The organism is Chitinophaga rhizosphaerae, from assembly GCF_003958645.1.
GTDB lineage: Bacteria > Bacteroidota > Bacteroidia > Chitinophagales > Chitinophagaceae > Chitinophaga > Chitinophaga rhizosphaerae.
Map to the genome: position 1 here is coordinate 12,523 of NZ_RXLO01000015.1, position 24,955 is coordinate 37,477.

The 24,955-nt window shown below is 56.0% G+C and carries 17 protein-coding genes; 11 read left to right on the top strand and 6 right to left on the bottom strand.

Annotation, left to right across the window (positions count from 1 at the left end; genetic code table 11):
* Nucleotides 1-87 precede the first annotated feature (87 nt).
* On the top strand, nucleotides 88-924 hold the full coding sequence (locus EJ361_RS23525) for a glycoside hydrolase family 16 protein (RefSeq protein ID WP_126248999.1): 837 nt from the start codon (nucleotides 88-90) through the stop codon (nucleotides 922-924).
* A gap of 4 nt (nucleotides 925-928) precedes the next feature.
* Here EJ361_RS23525 and EJ361_RS23530 read toward each other — a convergent pair whose 3' ends face one another.
* Nucleotides 929-2,398 carry an ATP-dependent DNA helicase gene (locus tag EJ361_RS23530; protein ID WP_126249001.1) on the bottom strand — a complete coding sequence of 490 codons (1,470 nt, stop codon included), beginning with the start codon at nucleotides 2,396-2,398 and terminating at the stop codon, nucleotides 929-931.
* Between the two features lie 189 nt (nucleotides 2,399-2,587).
* Between EJ361_RS23530 and EJ361_RS23535 the strand changes: the two genes are divergently transcribed.
* The 3 genes from EJ361_RS23535 to EJ361_RS23545 all read left to right on the top strand — a co-directional run bounded on the left by EJ361_RS23535 (nucleotide 2,588) and on the right by EJ361_RS23545 (nucleotide 4,717).
* Nucleotides 2,588-3,049 carry a DUF4268 domain-containing protein gene (locus tag EJ361_RS23535; RefSeq protein ID WP_126249003.1) on the top strand — a complete coding sequence of 154 codons (462 nt, stop codon included), beginning with the start codon at nucleotides 2,588-2,590 and terminating at the stop codon, nucleotides 3,047-3,049.
* 184 nt (nucleotides 3,050-3,233) lie between these two features.
* Nucleotides 3,234-3,692: a carboxymuconolactone decarboxylase family protein gene (locus tag EJ361_RS23540; protein ID WP_126249005.1), complete on the top strand. Its 459-nt coding sequence runs from the start codon at nucleotides 3,234-3,236 to the stop codon at nucleotides 3,690-3,692.
* Between the two features lie 161 nt (nucleotides 3,693-3,853).
* Nucleotides 3,854-4,717 (top strand): sugar phosphate isomerase/epimerase family protein, encoded by an 864-nt coding sequence (locus EJ361_RS23545; RefSeq protein ID WP_126249007.1) that lies wholly within the window; start codon nucleotides 3,854-3,856, stop codon nucleotides 4,715-4,717.
* 38 nt (nucleotides 4,718-4,755) lie between these two features.
* Here EJ361_RS23545 and EJ361_RS23550 read toward each other — a convergent pair whose 3' ends face one another.
* Nucleotides 4,756-5,766: a hypothetical protein gene (locus EJ361_RS23550; protein WP_126249009.1), complete on the bottom strand. Its 1,011-nt coding sequence runs from the start codon at nucleotides 5,764-5,766 to the stop codon at nucleotides 4,756-4,758.
* Between the two features lie 269 nt (nucleotides 5,767-6,035).
* Between EJ361_RS23550 and EJ361_RS23555 the strand changes: the two genes are divergently transcribed.
* From EJ361_RS23555 to EJ361_RS23585, 7 genes are all read left to right on the top strand, one after another.
* Nucleotides 6,036-6,851, top strand: coding sequence for a class I SAM-dependent methyltransferase (locus EJ361_RS23555; protein WP_126249011.1), 816 nt, complete (start codon nucleotides 6,036-6,038; stop codon nucleotides 6,849-6,851).
* A gap of 162 nt (nucleotides 6,852-7,013) precedes the next feature.
* Entirely contained in the window at nucleotides 7,014-7,610 is a 597-nt protein-coding gene (locus EJ361_RS23560) for an RNA polymerase sigma factor (RefSeq protein WP_126249013.1), read from the top strand.
* Between the two features lie 90 nt (nucleotides 7,611-7,700).
* The gene (locus EJ361_RS23565; protein ID WP_126249015.1) at nucleotides 7,701-8,864 is read left to right on the top strand and encodes a FecR family protein; all 1,164 of its coding nucleotides are present in this window, start codon (nucleotides 7,701-7,703) and stop codon (nucleotides 8,862-8,864) included.
* 280 nt (nucleotides 8,865-9,144) lie between these two features.
* Nucleotides 9,145-12,408 carry a TonB-dependent receptor gene (locus EJ361_RS23570; RefSeq protein WP_205687097.1) on the top strand — a complete coding sequence of 1,088 codons (3,264 nt, stop codon included), beginning with the start codon at nucleotides 9,145-9,147 and terminating at the stop codon, nucleotides 12,406-12,408.
* Nucleotides 12,409-12,435: 27 nt separating this feature from the next.
* Nucleotides 12,436-13,881 carry a RagB/SusD family nutrient uptake outer membrane protein gene (locus EJ361_RS23575; RefSeq protein ID WP_126249019.1) on the top strand — a complete coding sequence of 482 codons (1,446 nt, stop codon included), beginning with the start codon at nucleotides 12,436-12,438 and terminating at the stop codon, nucleotides 13,879-13,881.
* A gap of 15 nt (nucleotides 13,882-13,896) precedes the next feature.
* Nucleotides 13,897-15,888, top strand: coding sequence for an FAD-dependent oxidoreductase (locus EJ361_RS23580; RefSeq protein ID WP_126249021.1), 1,992 nt, complete (start codon nucleotides 13,897-13,899; stop codon nucleotides 15,886-15,888).
* Nucleotides 15,889-16,096: 208 nt separating this feature from the next.
* Nucleotides 16,097-17,635, top strand: coding sequence for a SulP family inorganic anion transporter (locus tag EJ361_RS23585; RefSeq protein ID WP_126249023.1), 1,539 nt, complete (start codon nucleotides 16,097-16,099; stop codon nucleotides 17,633-17,635).
* A 49-nt stretch (nucleotides 17,636-17,684) separates the two neighbouring features.
* Here the strand turns inward: EJ361_RS23585 and EJ361_RS23590 are convergent, their stop codons facing one another.
* The 4 genes from EJ361_RS23590 to EJ361_RS23605 are packed head-to-tail and all read right to left on the bottom strand — an operon-like array spanning nucleotide 17,685 to nucleotide 24,921.
* Nucleotides 17,685-18,926 (bottom strand): amidohydrolase family protein, encoded by a 1,242-nt coding sequence (locus tag EJ361_RS23590; protein WP_126249025.1) that lies wholly within the window; start codon nucleotides 18,924-18,926, stop codon nucleotides 17,685-17,687.
* Nucleotides 18,926-19,987, bottom strand: coding sequence for a TlpA family protein disulfide reductase (locus tag EJ361_RS23595; RefSeq protein ID WP_126249027.1), 1,062 nt, complete (start codon nucleotides 19,985-19,987; stop codon nucleotides 18,926-18,928). The genes EJ361_RS23590 and EJ361_RS23595 overlap by 1 nt, the downstream gene beginning before the upstream one ends.
* 48 nt (nucleotides 19,988-20,035) lie before the next feature.
* Nucleotides 20,036-21,418, bottom strand: a complete 1,383-nt coding sequence (locus EJ361_RS23600) for a RagB/SusD family nutrient uptake outer membrane protein (protein WP_164714398.1) — start codon at nucleotides 21,416-21,418, stop codon at nucleotides 20,036-20,038.
* Nucleotides 21,419-21,429: 11 nt separating this feature from the next.
* Complete coding sequence (locus EJ361_RS23605) at nucleotides 21,430-24,921, bottom strand: SusC/RagA family TonB-linked outer membrane protein (RefSeq protein WP_164714399.1); 3,492 nt, start codon at nucleotides 24,919-24,921, stop codon at nucleotides 21,430-21,432.
* Nucleotides 24,922-24,955: the final 34 nt, after the last annotated feature.

A 24,955-nucleotide genomic window follows, 5' to 3' on the forward strand; every position in this document is an offset into this window, starting at 1 on the left:
TGCTTCCCGTTTTGGTTAAATTAGCGGCATTCCGCTTGCCGGATGATGATAATTTTACTTTTTCCCTGATTGTATGATATGAAAAGTATGATCCGATCCTTCGCCCAACCGGCAGCTTTCCTCGCATTTCTCGGCGTTTTCGCCGCCTGTAAAACGCCGGCGTATCAGCTGGTAGACGGTTATATGTACGAACAGCGCGCCGGCCGTGAGAATGAAAACTGGAAACTCGTCTGGAAAGATGATTTCAAGGGCAATACGATCGACACGGCGAAGTGGACGCGCATCCCGCCCGGGAAATCGGACTGGAACAGGCATATGACGCAAGATGACAGATGCTACGAAATGAAAGATGGGCTCCTCTATCTCAAGGGCATTGTGAACCCTGACACCCTGGCCGACGAACGCCCGTTCCTCACCGGCGGTATCTGGACGAAAGGGAAATTCGCGTTCCGGTACGGCAAGATCGAGATCCGCGCAAAACTCGAAAGCGCCCAGGGTGCCTGGCCTGCCATGTGGATGCTCGCGGAAAAAGACAAATACGGCCAATACCCGAAAAACGGGGAGATCGATATCATGGAGCACCTCAACTACGACTCCATCATTTACCAGACGGTCCATTCCTGGTACACGCTCGAACTGAAACAGGCCGATAACCCGAAACACGGTGGCACCGCGGTTTTCAATAAAGATGAATTCAATGTGTTCGGCCTGAAATGGTATCCCGATAAAATCGTGTATATCCTCAATGGCCGGGAAACGTTCACCTATCCGCGTGTGCAGGGCGTGGATGCTTCGCAGTGGCCGTTCGATCAGTCGTTTTACATCCTCATCGACCAGCAGCTGGGCGGTAGCTGGGTAGGAAAAGTGAAGCCGGAAACGCTGCCGGTGCATATGATCGTGGATTGGGTGAAAGTATACCAGTAAAAGTTCACGAAGTTTCGAGCAGGGCGCGTTCCGCTTCCAGGGCGGCGCGCTCGGTTTCGTTCTTGGCGGTCCCCGCGCTGATCTCCGTGATGCGGGCCTGGATACCTTCCGCGATGGCGCGCTGTTTTTCCACTTCCATATTTCCGCCCATCATGTGTTGCAGGTAAAATTCGATGCGCGGGTCGTAGCGGACGTCGCGCAGGGTCACTTTCTTTTTGAGCCGGATGCCTTCCAGGCTGGTGCAGCGGCTGAGCGCCACGTACGTTTGCCCTGTCGCGAAAGCGCCGTTCCCCAGGTCGATGATCACTTTCTGGAACGTTTGACCCTGGCTTTTATGGATGGTTACGGCCCAGGCGAGTTTCAGCGGCAATTGCCGGAATGTGCCCGTCACGATCTTTTCGATCTCTTCCTTCTGGCGGTTCCATTTGTACTCGATGTGTTCCCACTCCGATTTATCGACGCGGTGCACCACTTCGCCTTCGTCCAGCTGCACTTCCACATATTCTTCTTCGAGTGCGGTGATTTTCCCCAGCGTTCCGTTTACCCATCGCCTTTCCTTATCGTTCTTGATGAACATGACCTGTGCACCGGTTTTCAGTTGCAGTTGCAATTCTGCCGGCAGCCGGTTGCCGCCGCTGCGTGCTTCCTGCTCGAAATCGCCCGTCAGCAAAGCTTTGTAGGAGTTGATGTCACCTTCCAGCGCCTTGAGCCGCTGTTCGTTCACCGCGTCGGCGATGGCGTTGGTGGTGCAGAGGATCAGTTCCAGCTCCGTGCCGGAAGGCTCGTAATCGGGATCGTGCCGGGTGTTGAGCGTGGCCAGGTGAGAGGGCTGCACGGTATTGTCGCGCACGGCGTTGAGCACCTGCACGAATGCGGGATCGGGTTGGCGGTACACACGTTTCAGTTCGATGATCTGCATCCGGAAACCTTCTTCGAAAGCTTTCGCACTGAAAAAATACGGTGTGGTATAGTTCCCGGAAATGATCTCCACTTCACCGGCGCGTTTATTATCGATCACGGGCGGCAGTTGCAGCAGATCGCCGATAACGAGGAGCTGCTTTCCGCCGAAGGGCAGCGCCGAACGGAGGTTTTTGCGCAAGGTGAGGTCTATGGCCTGCATGAGGTCGCACCGCACCATGGAAATCTCGTCGATGATGATCAGGTCTACCTGCCTGAGAAGCTCCGTTTTTTCTTCGTTCAGATCGGCCGCGCCTTTGTCTTGCGGCAAATAAGGCCGTGGTTCTACGAGGAAGAAGGAATGAATGGTTTGTCCGCCGACGTTGAGCGCCGCCACGCCGGTGGATGCGAGCACGATGTATTTTTTCGGGACATGGGCGATGAGGTTGCGCAGCAGGGTAGACTTACCCGTTCCGGCCTTGCCGGTTAGGAAAACCGACTGGCGGGTATAGGCGATCAGCCTGATGGCTTCCTGTGCGTCGCGGTTGTCGTGGTATTGTTGGAGAAGCTGGACCATCCCGAAATTTACATTTCCTGACCTGGAATGCGCGAAGGTACGGATTAGTTCGGGGATCGCAGTCGTCCGATCCGCAGGGCCAATTTAATAAGGTGTTTCCACGTATTACTGCGATGCTGGAATATCGGCCGGGTTTTCAAATGATAGCGTTCAAAATCCTAACTTGCAGCTGCCAAAATATTACCGGATTTGTATTCAAAAGAAGAAACCTCCCGTATCAGAGAAGCTTTCTGGACCGCTTTCGGCCAGTACATCGCCCCGCACATGTCTGCGGATGGCGGCCGCGTGAACTGGACCAATTACAAAACGGGCGTGAAGCATATCTATTTCCGGATGCATGCCGGCCACCGCGAGGCTGCCATCGCCATTGAAGTCGCCCACCCTGATGCTGGCATACAGGAACTTTTCTTCGAGCAGTTCCGGGAATTCAAATCCGCGCTCGAAAGCCATCTCGGCGAAACCTGGACCTGGGAGCTGCACAAGCGCGATGATTTTGGGAAAACCATCAGCAGCATTTATAAGGTGCTGCCCGGCGTGAGCGTGTTGCGTCAGGAGGACTGGCCGGCGCTGATCTCGTTTTTCAAGCCGAGGATCCTGGCGTTGGACGCGTTCTGGAGCGAACGGAAATATCCGTTCGAGGATTTGGGATGATTTCAGGAATGCGTCATGCATCCACCGGCATGCAGGAAATGCTGCGGAGAAACGGAACTACCAGCGCCACATCTGCTGCAAAATGATATATAGTCTTGATATTCAATTTATTAAAAAAATATTGGGGAAGGTGTCCAATTTGAGGGAATTCGATTCTTATTAGTATAGTAAAACGAATAAAAAAATGGACCAAAGGATTAATTTCATTGAAAAGGGGCAGGGCGCCCTCAAAACGCTTTTCGGAATAGGTGCGTATCTGAAAAAATCGCCGATCGAAGCGAAGTTGCAACACCTGATAGAATTCCGGGTATCGCAGATCAACGGTTGCGCGTTTTGCCTGGATATGCATGCAAAAGACGCCCGGGCCCACGGCGAAACGGAGCAACGCTTGTATGCATTGGCCGCCTGGCGGGAAACGCCGTTCTTCTCCGACCGCGAAAGAGCCGCACTGGACTGGGCCGAAGCGGTAACCGCCTGCAACGTGCCCGACGAAACGTTCAAACGCGTGAAGGTATTCTTTGCCGACGAAGAATTGATCGATCTCACGCTGGTGGTATCTTCCATCAACACCTGGAACCGTTTCAACATCGCTTTCCCCAACCCCGCGGCAGTAGGTACCTACCAACCCGGACAGTTCGGCTAAGCCCTGGCCAGGCCGATGCAGGCCCTGAGGCAGATTGGATTTAATTCCCGTCGAACAGTTTTACCTCGCCAAATACCAGGGGTTTTTTCTATCATTGCATGCGGATCGGGTCTGAACAGTGGGCCCGGCGTCTATCTTCACCCAAATCATATCTACGCTGTATGCAAAGAAGAAATTTTATCAAATCGCTGGCGATCGGTGCAGCCGGACTGTCGACCTCCTCCCTCTGGGCCAGCCTTCCGGCCTCCAAAAAACTGGGCATCCAGCTGTATACGGTGAGAGATGCGGTAGCGAAAGACCTCCCCGGCACCCTGGAACGCTTGTCCAAGCTCGGGTACAACAAACTGGAAATTTACGGCTACAACGGCACCTTCTTTGGAAGAAGCGTTTCGGAATTCAAATCCATTTTATCGGGTACGGGCATGCAGGTACTCAGCTCGCACCACCTGCCCGGCCACGCCATGAAAATGAAAGGCACATTGCTCGACGGTTGGGATAAAGCCGTGGAAGACATGCACGCCATCGGCGCGAAATACATGGCCTGCGCTTACCTCTTCCCCCAGGAAAGGACCGGCGAATTCTATGCGAAACTGCCCGAACTGCTGAACAAATCCGGCGAAAAAACCAAAACCGCCGGCATCGGGTTCGCCTATCACAACCACGATTTCGAATTCGAAAAGTATAACGACTCCATCTTATACGAATACCTCCTCAAAAACACCGATCCCGCGATGATGAACATGGAAATGGACCTCTACTGGGCGGTGAAAGCGAAACAGGACCCCGTGGCCTGGTTCGAAAGATACCCTGGCCGCTTCCCGCTCTGGCACGTGAAAGACCTCGAAAAGGGGTCGGAAGACATTACGGAAGTGGGCAACGGTTCCATCGACTTCGACCGCATTTTCGCAGCGCGCAAAAAAGCAGGCCTGAAGGAATGGTTCGTGGAGCAGGACGAAAGCAAGGGCGATATCTTCAAAAGCATCGAACAAAGCCATCGCTACCTCGACACCAAAAAATTCGCATAAACTAAAAGCGGGAAGCCTGTCTTCCCGCTTTTTGCTTTTTAAGGGCAACCGCATGCCGAATGCAATAATTCCACGATCGTTTCCGGCTCGTCGGACAACACCCGCCGCGGCCATTTTTTAGCCTCGAGTTGATCGAGGACGAGGAACATGGCCAGCCCTTCTTCCTGCGACCATTGATTCCGCTTCCGCCGCATCCCTTCCACGGCGTTGTCGTATGTGAAACCTCCGCCAGACGGATGTTGCAGCCAATAAAGCCCCGAAAATTGCCCCAATCCTTCCATCGTCAGGAAAATATCGTCCAGCTCCCGTAAAATCTGTTTGTCGCCGGTGAAATAACGCGCCTGCCGCTCGTGCAGCATCCGCAACGCCTCGCAGGTCAGTTTTTTCTTCGCCTGTTTATCGGCGTGAAATGCAGCCTGGTAAAACAGGCCGGTTTCCTTTCGCCAGCTTTCGGCATACGCGCTGTCTTTGGAAAACGTATGCTGTACGATATCGTCTGACAGCGGCGGATCTTTGAACGGATGTTTTTGCTCGATGGCGGTTACCGTAGCGCCCATTCCCCGCTGCTGGCGGGTGTGCGCGAATTCGTGGAGGAACACGGCGGTGACGAGCTTGTCCAGCCCGAGCTCCTTGCTTTGTACGCCGGCTTTTTCCCAGAAACCGGGAACGGCCATCACGAAGAACGGGTGACCGGCAGGATCCGCCGCGGCGAAAGACATGAGGCCCAGCGGGACCGATTGTCCATCGGGGATGCGCAACGTTCCGCCATGCGTGCCGGTATACCATTCCAGCGTTTTGCCGCCGGGGCCGGGGCAGTTGAAACGCTTGTCTGTAGCGGCTACCGGGGCAGTCGAATAATACGCGGAATCGTCGTACAGGAAAATGACGGGCGTTGTGGGAGATGTGCCGAATTTAGTTCCGCAAACGAAGTCCCACGCCGAGAACCAGGCCGGCACACCGTTCATGCCGGGCGGAATGGATTGTGAGGTGGCGGATAGTGTGCTGCAGAAGACGAGCAGGAAAGAAATAGCCAGGTTGCGCATAAGCATATGAGCGATTGGCGGCAGGTGAACTGGCGGTAAAATTAGGGATGCTGCCATATACGTTCATAGAAGTTGAGCATAATTATCCTTAAATTTACTGAAATTCCGGAATTCCCCGCAGCTGAGCTTTTAAGTCAATTCTTTAGACCCGGAAGTCAAGTCCCGACGCCTGTTTGTAGTTAATTTCGCATTTGTCAACATCACCCCAAATCATACACATTTAATAAACCCCAATCGTGGCGACACGAATTTTTTCATGTTAAAATCCAATCAAAATGAATCCAAACAAAGCGTTATGGGAGAAAGGCGATTTCACCAAAATTGCGGAGAGCATGCGCGAAAGCGGTGCGGCGCTCGTATCCCGGCTGGGTGTTTCCCCGGGCATGAAGGTGCTGGACCTGGGTTGTGGCGACGGTACCACGGCCATTCCCGAAGCGAAGCTGGGCGCGGAGGTGCTCGGTGTTGATATCGCCAGCAACCTGGTGGCGGCCGGAAAGCGGCGTGCCGAGGCGGAGAAGCTCGCCAACATTGAGTTCCGTGAAGGCGATGCCTCCAACCTGGAGGGCATCGGCGATCAGCAGTTCGACCTGGCCGTGAGCATTTTCGGTGCCATGTTCGCGCCAAAACCGCAAGATGTGGCCAGCGAACTGGTGCGCGTGACCCGGCCCGGCGGCCGCATCGTCATGGGCAACTGGATCCCGGGAGATCCGACGCTGGTGGCGCAGATACTGAAGATCAGTTCCGCCTACACACCGCCGCCGCCCGAGGGTTTCGTGAGCCCGATGCTCTGGGGCGTGGAAGACCACGTGACACAGCGTTTCGTGAACGCCGGCGTGTCGAAGGACGATATTTCCTTCGAAAGGGAAACCTTCCATTTCGGGATCGATTGTTCGCCCACCGAATTCCTCGGCCGCTTCCGCCAGTTTTACGGCCCTACCATGAATGCCTACGAAGCCGCGGAGAAGAACGGGAAAGCGGCCGAATTGCAGCAGGAGCTGGAAACCTTGTTCAATGACAGGAATGAAAGCGGCACCGCCGGCACCACGCTGATCCCTGCTACGTTTTTGAAAGTGACCGTTTACCGCAGATAGTATTTTTTCGTGGCTCTTTCCGCAATCCCTGATCGAATTTGGGAACGATCCCGCATGTTGTGCATAGCCCCGGTTTTTTGCCGGGGCTTTTATAATTTGTGGCTTCGGAATTTTTACTAATTTTATTTCCACAGTTTATCAGCCAATTTCTTTTTTCCGGTCATGCACGAAATTCCACATCCTGATAGCGAAATGCTGCGCCTTCTCGCCCGTGGCGACGAAGAGGCGTTCCGTACGCTGTTCGACCGGTATTGGGATGCCGTTTATTCCACCTCGCTGGCCCTCACAAAATCTGCTTCCATCGCGGAAGACATTGCGCAGGACGTATTCACCATTCTGTGGGAAAAGCGGGCGGAGCTGGAGGAAGTGGCGCGGCTGGAAGGGTATCTTTTCATCACAGCCCGCAACCTCATCTACACCCGTTTCCGTAAACTCGCATCGGGCGATGCCTACCGGCGATACGTGCTCCAGTTCCTTCACGAAGGTGGCGGGCAGCAGGCCGATCATGCAGCGGAATTCCGGGAACTGGAACAATGCGTGCTGACCGCTATCCGGCAACTGCCGCCGCAACAGCAGCGGGCGTTCACCCTCAGCCGGTTCGAAGGGATGCGGCACGAAGAGATCGCCACCACCATGGGCGTTTCACGGATTACCATTAAAAGTTATATCGTACAGGCCATCGCCACGCTGCGGAAAGCCCTTTCCAACCATCCCTCCGGAGCTATGAGCGCGCTTTGGGCGCTGATTTTACTTTCCTGAAAAATTTTTTTCGATTCCGGCACCTCCCTTTCGCGGAGCTGTGCGTCTTTACCATACGAACCGGCCCCGCCGGCAACCCGATCGCACGTTATGGACCAACAGACATTTTCCAACTTACTCAAACGTTACCTGAACGAAGAACTGAGCCAGGAAGAAGCCTCCCGGCTGCTGGACTCGCTCGGCGATCCGGACATGCGCCGGCAATGGGAGCAGGCCGTGGGCGGCATGCTGCGCGACAAATCGGCGCACGGCCAGGCAGACCCCGCGCGGATGGACGCCATCCGCCACCGGATACTTTCCGGCGCCGGCAAACCCGTTCGGCAGCCAGCCATCGTCCGGAAAATGCGTCCCGTCTGGGCTGCGGCAGCCGTACTGGCGATCGCCGCCGTCGCGTTTTTCTGGATGCGTACATCCGGTCCCAAACCCCTTGTGGCGGCCGCGGAGGCCCAACTGCAGGTGGTCCCGGGCGGCAACAAGGCGGTTTTGTACCTCGCAGGCGGCCAGGCCATCACGCTGGATACGGCAGGCAACGGCGCCATCGCCAGCCAGGGCGATGTGCAGGTCATCAAGCTGGACAGCGGGCAACTGGCCTACCAGGGCGCCGGCGCGCAGGGAGAAGTGGCCTACAACACGCTGGCCACGCCCCGCGGCGGACAATTCCGCATCATCCTGCCCGATGGCTCGTCCGTTTGGCTGAATGCCGCATCGTCCCTACGGTTCCCGACGGCTTTCAACGGCAAGGAACGCGTGGTGGAACTTCGCGGCGAGGCGTATTTCGAGATCGCGAAGAATGTGCAGCAGCCGTTCCGCGTGCAGGTGAAAGACATGACGGTACAGGTGCTCGGCACGCATTTCAACGTGATGGCGTATGAAGACGAAGCCACCGTGCGCACCACCTTGCTCGAAGGCGCCGTGAAGGTGGGCCAGGGCGGCCATTCGCTGGACATGCGCCCCGGCCAGCAGGTAACTGCCCATCCCGCCGGGAACATGAGCATCCAGGACGGGGTGGATGTGGAGGAAGCCGTGGCCTGGAAGAACGGGTATTTCCATTTCAACCACGAATCGCTGCCCGGCGTCATGCGCCAGGTAGGGCGGTGGTACGATGCGGAGATCTCCTACGAAGGCGCTGTTCCCGACCGTGAATTCGGTGGTAAGATAGCGCGGAGCAGCAGTGTGAAAGACGTATTGAAAATCCTGGAGCTTAGCGGCATCCGGTTCAGAATAGAAGGGAAAAAGATCATCGTTATACCATAATCATCTATCATCATTCCACCGTCATAATCGTTATGAAGAAAAAACCGACATAATCTCTCCGTAAACGGTTTCGCCCATAAAAAAAACCGGACCCGATGGCAGTCGGACCCGGCAAGGATGTAAGGGCAAACCATGACAAATGGATTTCCACGGTATTCCACGTTCCTGGCCTTTCAGCCAGGCGGGACTTTTATTACCCTAACAAACCAAAATTATGCAAATTAGTGCTATTTGTACGCGGTATTTTACGCGGCGATGGATTTACAAAACGCTGTTGTGTATGAAGTTTTCCGCCATTTTGCTATTCGCTGCGTGCCTGCAGGTGAGCGCAAAAAGCCTGGCGCAGCAGGTCTCGCTTTCGGAAAAGAACGCCTCTCTCGAAAAACTCTTCCGGACGATCGAAAAACAAACAGGCTACGTATTTTTTTATGATCATCTGCTGATCGACAAAGCGCCGCGCATCAACGTGAAGGCGAACAACCTTCCGCTGGAAGAAGCCGTGGAACTGGTGCTCAAAGGCCAGCCGCTTTCCTATTCGATCATCGGGAAAAATATCGTTATCAAGGAACAGCGGACCGTTTTCTCCCCTTTGTCTCCCGTAAAAGTATTCGTCCAGGATACGATGCTCAATATCACCGGCCGCGTGCTCGACGTCGAAGGCTCGCCGCTCCCCGGTGCCACGGTGGCCGTAAAAGGCAGCGGTTCCCAGGGTACGGTGACCGACGCCGAAGGCTATTTCAAACTGCGCGTGGCGCGGGGAACGGTGATCGAAGTCACCTACATCGGGTTTAAAAGCGCCGAGAAAACCGCACTGATCGGGCAACCCATGCAGTTTACGCTCACGGCACAGGCCGCCAGTGCAGACGAGTTCGTGGTAGTGGGGTACGGCACCGTCCGGAAAAGCGACCTCACCGGTTCCCTCAGCCAGGTGAAATCCAAAGAGATCAATGCATTCCCGTCCACCAACATCATGCAAGCCCTTAACGGCCGTGCGGCCGGTGTTCGCGTGATCCAGAACGGCGGCTCCCCGGGCGGCGGGGTTTCCGTCCGCATCCGCGGCACCAACTCCATCCTCGGCGGCAACGAACCGCTGTATGTGATCGACGGTTTCCCGTACGACGGCAATCCTACTTTCCTGCAAAATGCGGATATCGAGTCGATGGAAATCCTCAAAGACGCCTCTTCCACCGCCATCTACGGATCGCGCGGCGCCAATGGCGTGGTGATGATCACCACCAAAGGCGGCCGGAAAGGCGAACGGACGAAAGTAGACATCGACGCGGGATACACCTGGCAGTTCGTTTCCAAAAAAATGGACCTCATGAACGCCCGCGAATATGCGCTCCTGTATAACGAACAGGCCCGCAACGACGGTGTGGCGGAGTATTTCACGCAAGCGCATATCGACAGCCTGAGCAAAAATCCCGGTACCGACTGGCAGGACATCGTGCTGCGCACGGCGCCGATCTACAATTTCAGCGCCACCGTCAACGGCGGAACGGATAAAACACGCTTCTCACTCTCCGGCTCCGCTTTCCTGCAGGACGGGATCGTGAAAACGAGCGACTATAAACGATATAACCTCCGCGGTAACATCGAGCACGATATCAGCAAGGTTTTCAGCGTATCTGTCAACACGATCCTTACCCGCCTCAACAGCGCCCGCCAGAATTCCGGGCTCGGCAACCGCGGGAGCGACCTGATCTCGGGGATGCTCATGGCGCCGCCTTCGCTTTCGCCCTATTTGCCGGACGGCAGCTACCGCCGCCTGAACACGGCGTATCCCTTTATCTCGAACGTAATTATCAATCCGCTCGTTTTCATCAATGAACGGACAGACAAAATTCAGGGCGATCGCGTGCTGGCCAATGCGGCGCTGACCATCAAGCCGATGAAAGGCCTTTCCATCCGCATTTCCGGCGGTATAGACAATCTGAACGACCGGACAGACCAGTTCCAGAACATCGAGCCTACTACGAACAACGTCGGCAATGCGGCGGTGTATACTTCGCAATACACGAGCCTGCTGAACGAGAACGTGGCTACGTATACCAATACTTTCGGCGATCATTCCATCACGGCCATGGCGGGTTTCACTTACCAGGACAAGGTTTCGACGAGCATGAACGGCTCCGGGACGGGTTTCCTTTCCAATGTGGTGAACACGGGGAACCTGCAGGGCGCCCTCACACCGGGGATCCCTTCTTCCGGCTACGCGAAATGGGCGCTGCTGTCGTATCTCGGCCGGGTGAACTATTCCTTCCAGGATAAATATCTGGTGACGGCGAGCATCCGGAGAGACGGTTCTTCCCGTTATTCCGACGGGCAGCAGTGGGAGAATTTCCCGTCGGCCGCCATCGCCTGGAAGGCTTCCAACGAACCGTTCCTGAAACGTTCCAAAGTTGTTTCCGACCTGAAGGTGCGCGCCAGCTGGGGATTGTCGGGCAACCCGTCTATCGGGCCATACTCCACGCTTCGCCAGCTCGGATCGCTCAATACCATTTTCGGTGATCAGCTGGGGATCGGATTTGCACCGGGAGCCACGCTGCCGGGGGATCTCCGCTGGGAAGTAACGCGCCAGGCGGACCTGGGCGTTGATGCGGCGTTCCTGAAAAATAACCTGCGCTTCACCTTCGACGTGTATCACAAAAAGACCCGCGACCTGCTCAACAACGTGAAACTGCCCGTTTCGATGGGCTATGCTACCACCGTGCAGAACGTAGGCGAGATCGAGAACAGGGGTTTCGAGATCGGCGTGGAAGCGAACCTGTTCCAGGCGCGCGAAGTGTCGTGGAACCTCAGCGCCAACCTCGGGCTGAACCGGAACAAGGTGCTGAAACTGTATAACGGACAGGATATCAACGGCGGAACATTCTACACCGGTTCCGTACAGGATTTCATCAACATTTTACGCGAAGGCAAGCCCCTGGGCGTGTTTTACGGGTATAAGGAAATCGGGTACACGGAAACGGGGAACCTTAAGTACGAAGACATCAACAAAGACGGGATGATCAACGCGGCCGACAAAACCTTCATCGGCGATCCCAACCCGGATTTCATCTACGGCCTCAATTCCGTGACTTCGTATAAAGGGTTCGAGCTGACGGTTTTCATCCAGGGCTCGCAGGGCAATGACCTGTTCAACCTGAACCGCGTTGGCGCGCTGGACCTCGGTATGGGCCTCAACCTGCCCCGCGAAGTGTTCGACAACCATTGGACGCCGCAGCACACCAACGCCAAATATCCCCGCATTACGCGGACGCTGACGGCGAACATGTCGTCCAGGTTCGTGGAAGACGGATCGTACCTGCGTTTCCGCAACATACAGCTGGCGTATAACCTGCCTGTTTCCAACATGGCGAAATGGTTCCGTTCCGCACAGGTGTACGTGAGCGGGCAAAACCTCATCACGTTCACGAAATATTCCTGGTACGATCCGGAAGTGAACGCCTACGGCGGCTCCAATTCCATCTCGCAAGGTATCGACTATTCCATCTACCCGATGAGCAAATCGGTGACGGTGGGCATCCGCTGCGGGTTCTGATCATTTTTCATCTTCCAATCCTCCATTATGAAACAAATTGCAATACTGATATTAACGATGCTGGTGATGGCGGGCTGTACCGGCGCGCTCGAGGAAAAACCGCGGTCCATCGCAGCGGAACTGTTCTATAATACGCCGGCAGAAGTGGAAGCGGGCCTCAACGCCATTTACGTGCCCATCCGCCGCGGCAGCACGCTCGGCGCATTGTATGAATGCCAGCACGAGATTTACACCGAATACATGTACGGCCGCGGCAGCCACGCGCCGCTGAACGATTTCACGGGGCTCGATCAAACCAATGTGACCCGCGTGGGCGATATGTGGGCCGCGTTTTACGAATCCATCCGCAATGCGAACATCGTAATCGAAAGGGCGCCGCTGGGGAAGAAGTTGTCGCCAGCGCAGGTGGATATGTACCTGGCAGAAGCGAAATTCCTGCGTGCGCTCAACTATTTCTACCTCGTCCGCAACTGGGGCGGCGTACCGGTCCGCGATGAAAAGAACATGAACGACCGGGAGCTGGCGCGCAACTCGGAGGAGCAGGTGTATGCATTCATCCTGGCAGACCTGGAATGGGCGGAACCGAAATTGCCGGATAACCCGCGGCTGAGCGGCGCGCCGTCGAAATCTTCGGCCAGGGCGCTGCTGGCAGATGTGTACATGAACCTGCACCAGTACGATAAAGCGCGCGACATGGCGGGCGCCATCATCGCTTCCGGGAAATTCAGCCTCGTGAAAGTGGATGTCGCGGAAGATTTCGAGAAAGTTTTCGGTGCAGATATATCCACATCCCCGGAAGAGATATTTTACCTGAAATATGCGCGGGTGCCCAATGGACAAGGGTTTTCGTATCCCATGTACTGCCATTACCCCAATTCCGGGTTTTATCCGCCGGGAGGATATTATACTTTTTACAGCGATACGGAACAAAATCCTTTCATCAAAAGCTGGGATAAGAACGATCTGCGCTATACATTTAACTGGTACCCGCAAACGTTCGGCCTCGGGTCTACCACCATCCTCCTGAAAAAGTTCAAGGACAAACAGGCGGTTTCGGCCGGGGGGAACGATTATCCGATGTACCGTTATGCCGACATCCTGCTGTTTTATGCGGAATGCGTGGCGCAGGCGGGTGCGCCGAATGCCGACGCGATGGAGAAACTGAATATGGTGCGCCGCAGGGCTTACGGAAAAAATCCCCTGACGGCCGATCCGGCGGTAGATTTCAAACTGGCCGATTACAGCGGCAAGCAGGCGTTCATCGACCTGGTAGTGCGCGAACGCGGGTATGAAAATTGCGGGGAGTCGAAGCGGTGGCTCGATCTGAAGCGCCTCGGCATCGCCAAACAGGCCATCCTGGCCGGGAAAGGAAAGACAATGGCCGACAGGCACCTGCTCTGGCCGATCCCGGTGATAGAAACGAATTATAACAAAGCCATAGATCCCGTGAAGGATCAGAATCCCGGTTACTAATCCAATTGAAAAAAGATGCAAACAATCAGAAAGACAGTACTGTTTTGCCTGCTGGCATTGCCCGGCAGCGTAGTGGCGCAGCAGGTGAGGGAAGTGGATATTTGTGTGTACGGCGGCTCTTCCGCCGGCGTGATCGCTGCTTACACGGCCAGTAAGATGAATAAATCCGTGGTGGTGATAGAGCCCGGCAAACGCCTCGGCGGCCTCACTTCCGGCGGTTTGGGATATACCGACATCGGTAACAAATACGCCATCTCCGGCATTTCCCGCGATTATTACCGCAGGATCGGGAAGCATTACGGGAAATTCGAGACCTGGATTTTCGAACCGTCCGTCGCCGAAAAAGTGTTTAAGCAATACGTGCAGGAAGCGGCGCTCGATATCGTCTATGACCATCGCATCACCAAAGTGAAGAAATCAGGTGGCAAGGTGACGGAAATACAACTGGAATCCTCCGTGGGAGGGACTCCCAAAGTCTCCACCGTCCGCGCGAAAATGTATATCGATTGCTCCTACGAAGGCGACCTCCTCGCGCTGGCGGGCATTTCCTACACGGTGGGCCGCGAAGCCAATGCGCAGTACGGCGAAACGTATAACGGCGTGCAACTGCGCGACAAGCACCAGTTCCCCGAAGGCATCGATCCCTACAAAATCCCCGGCGACCCCACCAGCGGTGTGCTCTGGGGCATCAGCACCGAGCCCCTGGCAGCACAGGGCGTGGGCGACAAAAAAGTCCAGGCCTACAATTTCCGCATCTGCCTGTCCAACCAGCCAGAAAACAGGGTGCCCATCACCCGTCCGGAAGGATATGACTCCACGCGCTACGAACTGCTGCTGCGGGTGGTGAACCGCATCAAACCGGGCAACCTCAACGGCATCCTCAAATTCGACCGCATGCCGAATCATAAAACGGACATCAACAACAACGGTTCCTTTTCCACCGACATGATCGGCATGAACTGGAACTATCCCGAAGCGGATTATGCTACCCGCGCCAACATCACGAAAGCGCACGAGCTGTACAATAAAGGGTTGCTGTATTTCATCGGCCACGATCCCCGCATGCCCGAAAATCTCCGCAAGGAAATGTTGCAATGGGGGTATCCGAAAGATGAATATGTGGAATTCGGGAACTGGTCGCCGCAGATGTACGTCCGCGAAGCGCGCCGCATGGTCGGCGCTTACGTGATGACGCAGGCCAATTGCGAAGGCCGCGCAACGGTCGACGATGGCGTGGGCATGGCCGCCTATACCATGGATTCCCACAACTGCCAGCGCATCATCGTAGACGGCATGGTGAAAAACGAAGGCGATGTACAGATCGGCGGGTTCGGGCCTTACCCTATTTCGTACCGTTCCATCATCCCGAAAGCGGAAGATTGCGGCAACGTGCTGGTAACCATTTGCCTGTCGGCCTCCCACATCGCTTACGGTTCCATCCGAATGGAGCCGGTGTTCATGGTGCTGGGCCAATCGGCCGCCACTGCCGCGTCCATGGCTATCGACGCGAAGCAGACGGTACAGCAGGTAGACGTAGCCAAGCTCCGGGAAACCTTGCGCGCGCGGCCCCTGGCTACCAACGCCACGGCGGAGATCCTCGTGGATAACGACGATCAGCAGCAGGTGACCGTGACCGGCAACTGGAAGAAGATCAACCGCGGCGCGTACGGCCCGTCGGCCTATGTGTCGGAAAAAGGCGCCGCCGGCACGGTGCGCTTCACGCCGAAAGTAGTGCGCAGCGGCATCTACAAGGTGTATTCCTATGTGCCCAAACAGGCGGATATGTCGAACCATACCAGCATCAAAATATCGACCGACGGCAAATCCGTGAAACCGCTGGATTTCGCGGCGGATGCAGTGAAGGTGGAAGGACAAACGTCGGGCGAGTGGGTAGACCTGGGTACGGTGAAGCTCACCAAAGGCGGGAAAGGATATGTGGAAATCACGACAGACGGTGCGGATGGGGTTGTGGTCGCGGATGCAGTGCTGTTCATCCCGGTACGATAAAAGCGTCCTTGATATACATACAGGCGCCGGGCTCTTTTGGGCCCGGCGCAATTTTTTTTTTATACCTTCGCATCCGGATGAAAAGACGAACCTCATTTTCCCCCGTTACGCCACCATGATCGCCAAATCCTGATCATGACCGCTCATTGCTTCGCATGGGCCTGCCAGTTCGTACCGGTATCCGCACATGTAATATTCAAAATTTGATATGAAGGCGTACTTCAACTTGTTCGATTTTTCTACGAAGATCAATTACCGGCATGAAATACTCGCCGGCCTAACCGTTGCTATGACAATGATGCCGGAATCGCTGTCATTCGCCATTCTCGCAGGTTTCCCGCCTTTGGTAGGGCTGTATGCGGCATTTATCATGGGCCTGGTAACTTCCGTGCTGGGGGGGAGGCCGGGATTGATTTCCGGTGGAGCGGGCGCTACGGTGGTTGTGCTGATCGCCCTGATGCGATCGCACGGTATAGAATATGTATTCGGCGCCATAGCGATGGCGGGGTTGATCCAGTTCCTGATCGGGGTGTTGAAATGGGGGAAGTTCATTCGCCTCGTACCGCAGCCCGTGATGTACGGTTTCGTGAACGGATTGGCCGTGATCATTTTTATGGCTCAGTTGGAACAGTTCAAAACGTCGGTGAACGGACAATCCGAATGGCTCGCGGGAACGCCGCTGCTGATCATGGCAGGATTGGTAGCCTTAACCATCGGGATCGTGCTGATAACGCCCAGGATAACGAAGCAGGTGCCGCCGTCGCTGGTGGCCATTGTAGTTGTGTTTGTACTGGTGCTGGTTTTCGGGATCGATACGAAAACAGTGAAAGACATTGCTTCGGTGAGCGGCGGTTTCCCGGCTTTCCATATCCCGATGATCCCCTTTAGCCTGGAATCACTCACGATCATCGCCCCATATGCACTGATCATGGCTGGAGTTGGGCTTACGGAGGGGCTGCTGACTTTGAACCTGGTGGATGAAATGACCGGAACGAAGGGGAACAGCAACCGGGAATGTATGGCGCAGGGAGCGGCCAATATCGCCAATGGCTTCTTTACCGGAATGGGTGGTTGCCCGATGATCGCGCAAACGCTGGTGAACCTTTCTGCGGGCGCCCGGGCGCGCTTGTCCGGTATCATCGCTTCCCTCACGATACTCATCATCATACTTTTTGGTGCGCCTGTTATAGAACTGTTGCCTATGGCGGCTTTGACGGGCGTAATGATCATGGTGGCCATCGGCACGTTCGAATGGGCCAGCTTCCGGATCATCAATAAAATGCCCCGGCAGGATATTTTTGTCGGTATATTGGTAGCGGTGATTACCGTATGGTTACACAACCTGGCGCTGGCCGTCCTTATCGGGGTCGTCATCTCCGCGCTGGTGTTTGCCTGGGAGAGCGCCAAAAGGATCCGCGCCAGGAAATACATCGATGACCAGGGGGTGAAACATTACGAAATCTACGGCCCCTTATTCTTCGGTTCCGTATCGGCATTTAATGAAAAGTTCGACGTCCCGGGCGATCCGGCAGAAGTGATTATCGACTTTAAAGATAGCAGGGTCGCGGATATGAGCGGGATCGACGCATTGAATAAACTCACGGAACGGTACGCGCAGGCCGGTAAAAAACTGCATCTCCGGCATCTTAGCGACGATTGCAGGCGGTTATTGACCAGCGCGGCATCGGTAATCGATGTTAATATCATCGAAGACCCTGCATATCGCGTCATGTCAGACAGGAAATAATACCGTCAGGTCAATTCCGGCGGGCTTTTACTTATTTGACCACTATCTATTAAAGAACGGGTTTGCCTTTCAGGAACACCTGCACGGGCCGGAACAGCGCGCGGAGGTCTTGCAGCGGATCGGCGTCGAGCAGCAGGAGGTCTGCCCGCATGCCGGGGCGCACCCTGCCGTGGTTGTAGACACCGCAAACGTTGGCGCTGTTGAGCGTAGCCGCCTGGATAATCTCCGCCGCATTCATCCCGCATTTTTGCTGGAGCAGCAGCATTTCCTGGAGCAGCGGTACTTCGCCGGTTGTAGGATAGATCCAGTCGGTGCCGGTCACGATTTTTACGCCATTGCGATGCGCGATCCGGGTTACGGCGGCGGCGCTGTGCATCTTGTTGTTTTCGGCATGGAAAACGGTGGGGTCGAGGAAGATGGATTTGGCTGCCATGCGTTGCACGAGTTTTTCTATCACAACGGTATCCAGCCGGAAATCCTTTTTGTACAGCGCGCCCCAGGATTTGCCGATCTCGAGCGTATCGCCGGGCAGTTGCTGGAACGCGAAATCATTGGCGTGCGACATGCTGTTGACGCCTGCTTCTACGCCTGCTTCCGGTTTGCAGGGAAACACGACGGCGTGGCTCCAGGCCTGTAAACCGGCCTGGTGGGCGGCGGTAGTGATGTCGCGGAGGTGCTGGGCGCTGAGGTCGGCGTAGATCTTGATGCCGGAAACACCCGCATCGCGCGCCGCTTTCATCGCCGCCGGCAAGTCCACCCCCGGAAAAATAGCCTTATACCACGCGCTGTTGCCAAGATCGCCGTCTCTTCCCGACCGGCGGATCAGGTCGAAATATCCCGGCCCGGCAAACTGTGCGGCGTAGTAAATATCCGGCCCGATGGTTTTGCCGGAACGTACGTCGCGCTTCAGGGCGGCGAGGTAGGGCGCGTCTCCGGCCATGTCGCGGACGGAGGTGATGCCATGGCGCACCATATTTTCCAAAATGCTGTCTGTCTCTTGCCGTGCTTTGGAAAGGTCTTCGTCTATGACGGTGGCCAGGTGAACGTGGGCGTCTGTGAGGCCGGGTGCGAGGAAGCGTCCGGAGCAGTCGATCGTTTCAGTGTTGGGGAGTTTCCGGGGAACTTTGGTGTAGATTTCCCGGATAACACCGTTGTTGATGAGCACGGACGCGCGCCTCGGTTGCACGGCGGCGTCGCCGTCAATGACCGTCACGTTCTTCAGGAGGAGCTGTTGTGCCGAAGCGCCCGTCCCGCCCATTAAAATCAAAACAAACAATACAGTGTATCGCATCAGTCTATTTTTTCGAGTTCAGGTAATTCTACATGCTGCCGGATGATTTTTCCGGACTTGTCGATCAGGAAAGTAGCGGGCAGCGATTGCACTTTGTAATCCGCCACGATCCCGCTTTTCATGCCTTCCGGCGCTACCAGCTGCGGCCAGGGGATTTTATCGGCTGCCACGGCTTTCCGCCACAGGTCGTCTTTTTCATCCACCGAAACGGAAACGATTTCAATGCCTTTTTTCTTCAGCGCGGCATAATGCGGCGCGAGCTTTCGGTTGCCCGCGCGGCAGGGCGTGCACCAGGATGCCCATACGTCGAGCAACACGTAACGGTTGCCGGCCAGCAGGCTGTCCAGCCGCACCACATTCCCGTCGAGCGATCGCAAAGCGAATGCGGGGGCAGGTTTGCCGGTCATATTGACGAGGGCGGCTTCGGCCTGTTTGTCCTGCAATTTGGCGAGCGTGGCGGCAGCCCATGGCTGCTGGCGGAAGGAGGGGATGAGCCTGGTGAGGGAAGCGCCGTTCCATGCAAAAGCGTATTGCCAGGCGCTCCAGGCGCCGGCGAGGTTACCTGCGTTCTGCAATGAGAAGTTGAGCCGTTTTTGCTGGACTTCATCGGCCATGCGGTTGATTTTTTCGCTAAGCACGAGTTTCTTTTCCATGTCCTGCGTATTGCCGTATTCCGTACCGGCCCGGTTCCATTCGGCTTCGAGCGGCTTGAGGCTTTTTTCGAAGGAAACGAGTTTTTGCAGTACCGCATCGCCCCTTACGGCAACTTGCGTGTCTTTCCCGATGACGATGTCGATGGGCTGGCGCGATGAGAATACGGTAGCGCTGGCCCAGGGCTTCCGCAGCTGAACGGAATACACGGCCCGTCCGCTGTCGGGCAACCGGATGGAAATGCGTCCGTCGTTCACGAGCGGCGTGTCGATGAGCTGGCGCGTTGGCCATTCGCGATAGACCGTCACTTTCGACCCGTCGGTGTGCAGGGGCGTGGAGATCCGCAATTGCTGGGCAAACCCGCTGGAAACGGATAAGAGGAAGGCGGCGGTGTATAATGATGTTTTCATGTGGGAACGGGTTAAGCCCGGGGCAAGACGTGCCCCGGGCAGGAATGGTTAGTTTCTGATATTGGGAAGAATGGCAGGGTTGATCTGGATTGTTTTCGGCGCGATCTCCATCAGGTAATTCGGCGAGCCGGCGGGCAGGGAATACGTCTGGCCGTTGTGCTGGCGCGAAAGGTCCTTCCTGAAACGGGGATCCGCGTTCAGACGTTTCAGGTCGAACAACCGTACGCCCTTGTAGAGCAGTTCCAGCCTTCTTTCCCGGAGCACGAGTTGCAGCGCTTCGTCTGCGGTGGCGGCGGAAAGGGGCGTGTATTCGCCGGGTTTGAAACGTTTCTGGCGGATGGTGTTCAGCAGGGCTACGGCGCCGTCTTTCTCATTATTGCGGGCCAGTACTTCGGCTTTGATGAGCATCATCTCGGGCACGCCGATGCTGAAGTTCACGGCTCCGCGGAGATAATCCGGGAACGCTCCGGCCGGGGTGGCCGCCGATGGCGGGATGCGGGTGAAATTGAATACGAAACGGAGATCTTTTTCACCCATGATGCCCAGCAGTTCGGGGCTGATCATGAAACGGGTGAAACTGTTGGTTTGCCCGTTGTTGCGGGTGAAGAGGTTTTCCGGGTGATTTTCCGCCGAGGGCCTGTTGGTAACGCCGTTGTAGGGTTTTGCCGGGTTGGCGAATACGAAGGTGTTATGATCGAGCAGTGTTGCGTTGTAGGTTAACGCTTTTTCGGCGGCGGTTTTAGCTTCTGCGTAATGCCCCATATAGAGTTGTACACGGGCGAGCAGGGCGGTGGCGGCGGCTTTGCCGGGATGCACGAAGTTGCGGCCCTTTTCGGGGAGCGATGCGGTATTTATGGCGTCATTCAGGTCTTTGAGCACCTGGTCGTACATGGCCTGCACCGTTGCGCGGGAGGTTTTGGCTTCCAGGTCGGGGATGAGCAGCAAGGGGGCGCCGAGGTCGGTGCCTGCGGTTGCCGGCGTGTATTCCTTGCCATAGATATTGGCGAGGTGGAAGTAGTACCATGCGCGGTGGATTTTCGCTTCGGCCTTGAGCCGGGCTTTATCTTCAGCCGTGCCTTCCGTGGCGCCGTCGATTTTATCGAGCACGAGATTGCAATAGAAGATGTTGGAATACATACGGTTCCAGTCGGCATCAACATCGGTGATCAGCATGGTTTCTTTCTGCCAGAGGTAGGTTTTTGAACTGCGGCTGTTGTTCCGCGCAAATTCGTCGTTGAGCAGGAGGTCGTCTGTCGCGAATTCGGTGATGATGTATCCCGCATCGGCCAGTAGCAGGTCGTTCATGAACATTTCATAATCGGTTACGGTGGTGGGCAGTACTTTCCCTTTCGGCGTCACTTCGAGGAATTTCTTGCAGCCGCCCGCGGTGAGCGTGAGCGCCGCGGCGATATAGAGTGTGATTTTTTTCATGTGCTTCATTTTTACAGTTCAACCCTTAAAGTGAATGTGGTTACGCGGGGTTCGGGCAGGAAGTAAGTGCCTGTCACGGGGTCTACCGCTTCTGGATCGATGCCGAATTTGTTTTTCTTCCAGAGCGCCACATTGTTCATCTGCGCTACGAACGATACGCTTTGCAGGAACGTGCGCTTGATGAGTGCCGCGGGCAGTTTGTACCCGAGCTGGATTTCGCGGAGGCGGATATATGCGCCGGGCATTTCGCTGTTGGTAGAATACTGGATCGCACGTTCGCGGCCGTCATAGAAATCGTCCGGTCCCCACGATGGGGTGATGGCCGCCAGGTCGGTGAAGGCTTCGTCTCCCGGTTTGCGCCAGCGCTCGGAAACGCGTGCGTCGTAGTTGGTGCCGAAGGCAAGACCGTTCATATCAGGTGTGTACCGGCGGATGATGTGGCCGAAGTTGTAGGTCAGGAAAGCGCTGGCGAAAAGGTCTTTGTAATGGAAGATGTTCGTAAACCCTCCGCTATAAGGCGCCCTGTACACGCCATTGTTCACCAGCGAGGAAAACACCGCCTGCTTCACCTTCTCGTCTTTGTCGCCGTACACCTGCGGATTGCCGCGCTCGTCGAGCCCCGCCCAGCGGTAGCTCCACAGTGCTTCGCGGGCGTAACCTTCCACATAGGTGCCGCCACCGGTCACGCGGCTGATCGTCGGGCTGGGGTCCTGGATCTTGTTGTCGGTGATCTTGTTGCGGTTGTATCCTGCGTTCAGGCGAGACGACCATCGGAACTTGCGCCCTTCGATGATTTTGGCCTCGATTGCCAGGTCGAGCCCTTTGTTGGTCATCTCCGAAGCGTTGATCCTGAACTGGGTGAACCCAACGGTAGGATCGAGGACCACGGAGCCGAGGAGATCGTATCCGAAACGGTTGTAATAATCTACCGAAACCTGGAACCTGTTTTTCAGCAACCCCACATCCAGGCCGGTATTGATCGTCCGGGTGCGCTCCCAGCGCAGTTTGGGGTTATAATAGTCGACGCGGGCGCGGTAGTCGCCCAGGGAGGCCTGGAAGCTGCGGGTAGCTACCAGCTTGGGCGTGGTGGTGCGGTCGTAGTTGCCCGTGAGGCCCGCGGTCACGCGGAGTTTCAGGGTGTTCACGGCAGGCACTTTGAAGAATGATTCCCCGGCGATGTTCCAGGCGCCGCCCACCGACCATAACGGGGTACGGCGGTATTTGGGGTCGGCACCGAACATGTTCGACTGGTCTACACGATAGCTGGCGGTAAAGGTATAGCGGTCGTCGTACGTATATGCAGCGGTCCCGTAATAGGAGCGTTCGCGCACGTCGTTTTGATTGAACCTGTCCAGGGCGTTGGGGTCGAAGGAGCTGAGCGGGCGGCCGTTCCACCATACCAGCCCCGGCATTGCCAGTTTCTTCTGGTCGATGAATTGCCATGCCAGGAGCTCGTCGTCATACCCGAATTTTCTGAACCCGAACCCTTCCGTCACATTTTTCTTCATTTCGTAACCGGCGATCACATTGATGAAATGCCTGGAATCGATGAGCGTGGTATAATTCAGTTGGGAACGCAGCGCCCAGTTGTTGTTGGTGCTTTCGGTCTGGTCGAGGATGTTGCCGTTGGGGATGTTGAAAACCACTTTCCCGTTTTCTACGTTGGCGTAGCGGTTGATGTAGGACCGGGCGGCATAGGAATTCTTGTCCATGATGTTTTTACCGCTGGTCTTCAACCGGTCGAACAGGAAGTCGGTATTGAACGTGAGGCCCTTCCAGATTTTCCATTGCCCGCCAATTTTCGTGCGGATGCCGAAGCGCCTGGTGGCATTGTTGGCCAGCCTGGCTTCCTCGAGGAGGTTGCGGCCGTTGTCGAGATATCCCATGCTTTTGATGTCCGAATTGGCGGCCTGGTTGAATGCAATGAACTCGCGGATGTAGTTCCCCTGTCCATCGAGCAGCAACTGGTAAGGCGGCAGTTGCTGGATGTCGAAATTGGAACTCGATCCCGTTTTCGCGTTGGCAAACACCGCGTTGACGTCTACGCTGAAACGGAGGTTGCGGGTAACTTCGAGATCGCTGCGGGTATTGAGCTGGAACGATTCGTCTTTGTTGCCGGGGAAGTTCGGTTTGTTGTTATCGTATGAACCGGAAATGATGTACCGGTAACGGTCACTGCCACCGGAAAGTGAAAGGTAATGGTTCTGCCGCAAGCCGGTCCGCGTCAACTGGTCGCGGATCTGGCTTTGATTGGAAATACCGCCGAGGGAATCCTGCAGCCGGGCGAATTCAGTGGCGTCGATGTCGCCGCGGTCGAGACGGAAAAGCAGGTCGAAAGACGGGGAATAGCCGTTGGGACTGCCTTCGAAGAGCACGGGCATGACGTAGCCTTTGTCATACAGTTCCTTGTCATAATCCATAATATCGGCAGACGAGGCGCGATGCAGTTTCGAATAATCGGGCCGCTGCGTGAAATACGTATTGGCGGCGTAGTTGATACGGACCTTCCCGTCTTTTCCGCGCCGGGTGGTGATAACGATCACACCGTTGGACGCACGCGCTCCCCAGATGGCGGCGGCTGCTGCGTCTTTGAGCACGTCGATCTTTTCCACGTCGTTCATATTGTCCGGCAACTGGTTCACCGGGAACCCGTCTACCACGATCAGCGGCTGGTTCCTGTCTACAGCGATGGCGCTGCCGCCGCGCAACTGCAGGTCCACACCGGCGGCCTGGCGGTCGCGCGCCAGCCCGGTATACCTTGTGGCCAGCGTAAGGCCGGGGATGCTGCCTTCGAGGATCTGGTTGAGGGATTGGCTGCTCCTGCGCTCGATCTCCTGCGGTGAAAGGGAGGAATATGCGCCGGTGGTGTTTTTCTTTGCAAGGGATTGGTAGCCGGTGGAGATGATCACTTCGCGGATGGCCTGGACGGCGGGTTTCAGCGTCACGTTGAGCATGGTATTGGCACCTGCTTCCTGTTGGCTGGTTTCATATCCGAGATAACTGATGATGAGCTGCGACGAGTTGCCTTTCAGCCTGAGATTGAAATATCCCTTTTCATCGGTGATGGTGGCGCTGGTGGTGCCGCTCTCGCGAACCGTGACACCGGGCGCATAAATGATCCGGTCGCCGTCGAGCAGGCCCACGCGCCCTTTCACGATGCGTTCCTGGTACACGGGGTCGAGCGAGCGGGCGCTTTTCAGGCTCACGCTGATCATATTGTCCTGCTGCCGGAACAGGAAATCATAATGCTCCGACAGGTACTGCAACGCTTCCTCGAGGCTGCGGATGTTTTGCGGCATGGAAATGACGGCGTTCTTCGCGGCCACGGAACCGGAATAGAAGAAGCGGACCTTGTACCGGGCGCCCAAAGCTTTGAAAACCTTCTCGACGGGTTCCTTTTGGAAACCGGCCGTTTCCTGCTGGCGGGCGTACAGCGCCTGCGCGGGCAGCAGCTGGACCGGTAAGGTAAGGGCAATAAAGAGTAGCGTCGTCCGTGAAGACAACAGTCGGCGAATACATTGCATAACGCTTGCTATG

Bases quoted from the DNA above. Each gene is read 5' to 3' on its own strand.
- EJ361_RS23525 (WP_126248999.1), top strand. From the start codon at position 88: ATGATCCGATCCTTCGCCCAACCGGCAGCTTTCCTCGCATTTCTCGGC.
- EJ361_RS23530 (WP_126249001.1), bottom strand. From the start codon at position 2,398: ATGGTCCAGCTTCTCCAACAATACCACGACAACCGCGACGCACAGGAA.
- EJ361_RS23540 (WP_126249005.1), top strand. From the start codon at position 3,234: ATGGACCAAAGGATTAATTTCATTGAAAAGGGGCAGGGCGCCCTCAAA.
- EJ361_RS23545 (WP_126249007.1), top strand. From the start codon at position 3,854: ATGCAAAGAAGAAATTTTATCAAATCGCTGGCGATCGGTGCAGCCGGA.
- EJ361_RS23550 (WP_126249009.1), bottom strand. From the start codon at position 5,766: ATGCTTATGCGCAACCTGGCTATTTCTTTCCTGCTCGTCTTCTGCAGC.
- EJ361_RS23555 (WP_126249011.1), top strand. From the start codon at position 6,036: ATGAATCCAAACAAAGCGTTATGGGAGAAAGGCGATTTCACCAAAATT.
- EJ361_RS23560 (WP_126249013.1), top strand. From the start codon at position 7,014: ATGCACGAAATTCCACATCCTGATAGCGAAATGCTGCGCCTTCTCGCC.
- EJ361_RS23565 (WP_126249015.1), top strand. From the start codon at position 7,701: ATGGACCAACAGACATTTTCCAACTTACTCAAACGTTACCTGAACGAA.
- EJ361_RS23570 (WP_205687097.1), top strand. From the start codon at position 9,145: ATGAAGTTTTCCGCCATTTTGCTATTCGCTGCGTGCCTGCAGGTGAGC.
- EJ361_RS23575 (WP_126249019.1), top strand. From the start codon at position 12,436: ATGAAACAAATTGCAATACTGATATTAACGATGCTGGTGATGGCGGGC.
- EJ361_RS23580 (WP_126249021.1), top strand. From the start codon at position 13,897: ATGCAAACAATCAGAAAGACAGTACTGTTTTGCCTGCTGGCATTGCCC.
- EJ361_RS23585 (WP_126249023.1), top strand. From the start codon at position 16,097: ATGAAGGCGTACTTCAACTTGTTCGATTTTTCTACGAAGATCAATTAC.
- EJ361_RS23590 (WP_126249025.1), bottom strand. From the start codon at position 18,926: ATGCGATACACTGTATTGTTTGTTTTGATTTTAATGGGCGGGACGGGC.
- EJ361_RS23595 (WP_126249027.1), bottom strand. From the start codon at position 19,987: ATGAAAACATCATTATACACCGCCGCCTTCCTCTTATCCGTTTCCAGC.
- EJ361_RS23600 (WP_164714398.1), bottom strand. From the start codon at position 21,418: ATGAAAAAAATCACACTCTATATCGCCGCGGCGCTCACGCTCACCGCG.